The following is a 4,917-nucleotide window of genomic DNA, read 5'->3' on the forward strand; positions in this document are numbered from 1 at the left end:
GCGCAACACCGACCGCACCGTCGGTACCCTGCTGGGCGCCGAGATCACCGCCCGTCACGGGCGGGCCGGCCTGCCCGACGACACCGTCCGCGTCGAGTTGCGCGGCAGCGCCGGCCAGTCCCTCGGTGCGTTCCTCCCGCCCGGCATCACGATCACCGTCACCGGCGATGCCAACGACTACGTCGCCAAGGGTCTGTCCGGCGGACGTGTCGTCGTGCGACCCGACCCGACCGCCCACTTCGCGGCGCACACGCAGATCATCGCCGGAAACACCCTGCTGTACGGGGCGACGAGCGGGGAGGTGTTCCTGCGCGGACGCGTCGGCGAACGCTTCGCGGTGCGCAACTCCGGCGCCGACGCGGTGTGCGAGGGCGCCGGCGACCACGCGTGCGAATACATGACCGGGGGGAGGGTGGTGATCCTCGGCGCCACCGGGCGCAACCTCGCCGCCGGCATGTCCGGTGGTCTCGCGCACGTGCTCGACCTCGACCCGGTCCGCGTCAACCGGGACTCGGTGCACCTGACCGCGGTCGAACCCGGCGACCTCGAACCGCTCCGGAAACTGCTGGCGGCCCACCGCGACCGCACCGGATCCCCGATCGCCGCCGCGCTGCTCGTCCACTGGCCTTGTGCCGCAGCGCGATTCACCACGATCCTGCCGGTCGACTACGCGCGGGTGCGGGCCGCCGAGCAGCGCAGCGAACCCGCCACCGCGGGAGCGGGCGGTGGCTGACCCCCGCGGCTTCCTGCGGTACCGCAGGATCGAACCACCGCACCGGCCGGTCGGGGAGCGCACCCGCGACTGGGCGGAGATCGCCGCGCCGATCGCACCCGCCGAACACGACCGCCTCATCCGCGACCAGGCCACCCGCTGCATGGACTGCGGCATCCCGTTCTGCCACTCCGGCAGCGCCGGATGCCCGCTCGGCAACCTCATCCCGGAATGGAACGATCTGGTGCGCCGAGACCTGTGGGCCGAGGCCTCCCGCCGCCTGCACGCGACGAACAACTTCCCCGAGTTCACCGGGCGCATCTGCCCGGCGCCGTGCGAATCGGCCTGCGTGCTGGCGCTGTCCGATCCCGCCGCGGCCGTCACCATCGAGAAGATCGAACAGGCCATCGCCGACCACGCCTTCGCCGACGGCACCGTCACCCCGCAACCGCCGAAGCGCCGCACCGGACGGTCCGTCGCGGTCGTCGGGTCCGGCCCGGCCGGGCTGGCCGCCGCGCAGCAGCTCACCCGCGCCGGACACGCCGTGACCGTGTTCGAACGCGACGACCGGCTCGGTGGGCTGCTCCGCTACGGCATCCCGGCCTACAAGATGGACAAGGCGCTGATCGACCGTCGTATCGCGCAACTGCACGCCGAAGGCACCCGGTTCCGCACCGGCTGCGACGTCGGCACCGACCCCACCCTCGCCCGCCTGCGCGCCGACTTCGACGCCGTGGTCCTCGCGGTCGGCGCGGGCGCCACCCGCGACATGGATCTGCCCGGCCACGACCTGTCCGGCGTGCACCAGGCCATGGAGTACCTGGTCGCCGCCAACCACGACTGCGAAGGCGACGGCCCCACCCCGATCCACGCGGCCGGACGCCGGGTCGTGATCATCGGTGGCGGCGACACCGGCGCCGACTGCCTCGGCACCGCGCACCGCCACCGCGCCGCGTCGATCACCCAGCTCGACTACCGGGTCCGGCCCCCCGACACCCGCGACGAGAACCGCAGCCCGTGGCCCCTCGTCCCGTGGGTGCTGCGCACCACGCCGGCGCACGCCGAAGGCGGAGAACGACGCTTCGAGGTCGGCGTGCAGCGGTTCGTCGGCGACGACCACGGCCGGTTGCGGGCACTGGTGGTCGCCGAGGTCGACGCACACCGCGCGCGGGTGGGCGCGGAATTCGAGATCCCGTGCGATCTCGCGCTGCTCGCCATCGGATTCGACGGGGTGCGACCCGGGACCCTGCTCGACGACGGCCCCGCGACCACCGCACGCGGCACCCTCGACTGCGGTCCCGACTGGCAGACCGACGAACCGGGAGTGTTCGTGTGCGGAGATGCGCACCGCGGTGCCTCGCTCGTGGTGTGGGCGATCGCCGAGGGCCGCGCGGCCGCGCGCGGCGTCGACACCTACCTGACCGGCCGGTCCCGGTTGCCCGCACCGGTCACACCGGATTCGCGAGTGCTGACCACAGGCTGAGGGCATCGCCCGGAGGCACCGATTCGAGCACTGCTCGGCGTGGCGCAATTCACACGAGCAGTGCGCCACCCGTCCCGTGCGGCGGGTTGTCGTAAGTTACGCGCGAGTTGGGTTCCGGCGCCCTCCAACCGCGGTCGTCACCCCGCTGTCAGGGGACTAGGCTCGACCCGTGACCCGACGCACCAAGATCGTTTGCACCATGGGCCCCGCCACCGCCGACCCCGAGGTCCTCAAGGAACTCGTCGCAGGCGGCATGGACGTGGCCCGACTCAACTTCAGCCACGGAGAACACTCGGAGCACGAGGCCCACTACAACCGGGTCCGTGCTGCGGCAGAGGCCAGCGGACACGCCGTGGGCATCCTCGCCGACCTGCAGGGACCGAAGATCCGCCTCGGCCGCTTCACCGAGGGCCGCACCGAATGGGCCAACGGTGAGGTCGTGCGGATCACCGTCGACGACGTCGACGGCACCCACGATCGCGTCTCGACGACGTACAAGGAACTCGCGCAGGACGCCGTCCCCGGCGACCGTCTGCTCGTGGACGACGGCAAGGTCGGGCTCGTCGTCGAAGCGGTCGAGGGCAACGACGTCGTCTGCCGCGTCACCGAGGGTGGACCGGTCAGCAACAACAAGGGTGTGTCGCTGCCGGGGATGAACATCTCCGTGCCCGCCCTGTCCCAGAAGGACATCGAGGACCTCGAATTCGCGCTCCGGCTCGGTGTCGACTTCATCGCCCTGTCGTTCGTGCGTTCGCCCGCCGACATCGAACTCGTGCACGAGGTGATGGACCGTGTCGGCCGCCGAGTCCCGGTCATCGCCAAGCTCGAGAAGCCCGAGGCGATCGAGAATCTCGAAGCCGTCGTCCTCGCCTTCGATGCGGTGATGGTCGCCCGCGGCGACCTCGGCGTCGAACTGCCGCTCGAAGAGGTGCCGCTGGTTCAGAAGCGGGCGATCCAGATCGCCCGGGAAAACGCCAAGCCGGTCATCGTCGCCACGCAGATGCTCGAGTCGATGATCGAGAACTCGCGGCCCACCCGAGCCGAGGCCTCCGACGTCGCCAACGCCGTGCTCGACGGAGCCGACGCGGTGATGCTCTCCGGCGAAACCTCGGTCGGCAAGTTCCCGGTCGAGACGGTCCGGACGATGGCCCGCATCATCGCGGCCGTCGAATCCGATTCGACCGAGGTGCCCGCACTGACCCACGTGCCCCGCACCAAGCGCGGTGTCATCTCCTACGCGGCCCGCGACATCGGTGAGCGCCTCGATGCGAAGGCCCTGGTCGCGTTCACCCAGTCCGGTGACACCGTGCGCCGGCTCGCGCGCCTGCACACCCACCTGCCGCTGCTCGCGTTCACCCCGGTCCCGGCCATCCGCAACCAGCTCGCGCTGACCTGGGGTACCGAGACGTTCTCCGTCGAACCGATGCAGACCACCGATCAGATGGTCGAACAGGTCGACGCGGCGCTACTGTCGTTGGGTCGCTATCAGCGTGGCGACCTCGTGGTGATCGTGGCCGGTGCCCCTCCGGGACGTTCCGGCTCGACGAACCTGATCCACGTGCACCGGCTGGGGGAAAAGGACACTCGTTGACAGGTATCGAGGCGACGGACCTCGACGTCCTCCTCGCTCTGCTCGATCTCGAGCAGACCGAGGAGGACGTTTTCCGTGGAGCACACCCGCCGCAGGTCGGCCTGCGGACCTTCGGCGGACAGCTCGTGGCACAGGCGCTCGTCGCCGCCGGCCGCACCACCGGTGACCGGCCGATCCACGCGCTCAACGCCCACTTCATCCGCGGCGGCAACGTCGAGGAACCCATCGAATACCGGGTCGCGCGGCACAGGGACGGGCGTGACTTCGCCAATCGCATGGTCACCGCCTATCAGGGCGACGAGGAACTGTTCGTCATGCTCGCGGCCTACCAGAAGTGGGGCAAGGGACTCGAACACGCGGTGACGGTCCCCGAGGTGCCGTACCCGGAGGCGCTGCCGCCGATCGGCGACCACCTCGAAGGCTACGAGGAACACCTGCCCGGGTTCGTGAACGCCCTCAAACCCATCGACATGCGGTACGCGAACGATCCCGCGTGGATCCTCAAGGGCACCGGCGAGAAGCTCAATCACAACCGGGTGTGGATGCGCACCGACGGGGAACTGCCGGACGATCCGCTGCTGCACGTCGCCGCGCTCGGCTACAGTTCCGACACCACCGTCCTCGATTCGATCCTTACCACGCACGGGCTCTCCTGGGGTCTGGACCGGATCTTCGCAGCGACGGCGAACCACTCCATCTGGTTCCATCGGCCGCCGCGGTTCGACCAGTGGCACCTGTACGCCACCGAATCCCCGGTCGCCGCCGGATCGCGCGGCCTGGCCACCGGCCGCTACTTCAATCTGGACGGCGAACTCGTCGCCACCGTGGTGCAGGAAGGGATCATCAAGCACTTCCCGTCCCGGCGCTGAGCGGCGGCACCGGCGATGTTCGCGAGCCTCGCGCTCGTCATGGTGGTCGCGATCGTCGGGTCGCTGCCCGCGGCCCGCAGCGGTGTCCGGCTGCCGCTCGTGCTCGGCGAGTTGCTCGCCGGGATCGTCGTCGGAGTCAGCGGTCTGGGCTGGATCGACGCGCGTGAACCGACCCTCGACGCGGTCGCGCAGGTCGGTTTCGCGCTGGTGATGTTCCTCGCCGGGACCCACGTGCCCATCCGCGACGCCCGGCTGCGTCCGT

General features: G+C 70.5%; 4 protein-coding genes and 1 pseudogene. All 5 read left to right on the top strand.

All coding sequences use genetic code 11. The features are described from left to right. Positions 1-733 (top strand): annotated as a pseudogene (locus tag ACN675_RS27595) (glutamate synthase subunit alpha); the annotation flags it as partial. Beyond that, complete coding sequence (locus ACN675_RS27600) at positions 726-2,195, top strand: glutamate synthase subunit beta (protein WP_420753849.1); 1,470 nt, start codon at positions 726-728, stop codon at positions 2,193-2,195. The pseudogene ACN675_RS27595 and the gene ACN675_RS27600, both read left to right, overlap by 8 nt. 169 nt (positions 2,196-2,364) lie before the next feature. Next, positions 2,365-3,786, top strand: a complete 1,422-nt coding sequence (gene pyk, locus ACN675_RS27605) for a pyruvate kinase (protein WP_420753850.1) — start codon at positions 2,365-2,367, stop codon at positions 3,784-3,786. Continuing rightward, on the top strand, positions 3,783-4,655 hold the full coding sequence (locus ACN675_RS27610; RefSeq protein WP_420753851.1) for an acyl-CoA thioesterase II: 873 nt from the start codon (positions 3,783-3,785) through the stop codon (positions 4,653-4,655). The genes pyk and ACN675_RS27610 overlap by 4 nt, the downstream gene beginning before the upstream one ends. Positions 4,656-4,670: 15 nt before the next feature. After that, positions 4,671-4,917: cation:proton antiporter (locus ACN675_RS27615; protein ID WP_420753852.1), on the top strand; the 247-nt coding region annotated here is incomplete at its 3' end.

It is taken from the genome of Rhodococcus sp. O3 (genome assembly GCF_048897285.1).
In the GTDB taxonomy this organism is placed as follows: Bacteria; Actinomycetota; Actinomycetes; order Mycobacteriales; family Mycobacteriaceae; genus Rhodococcus.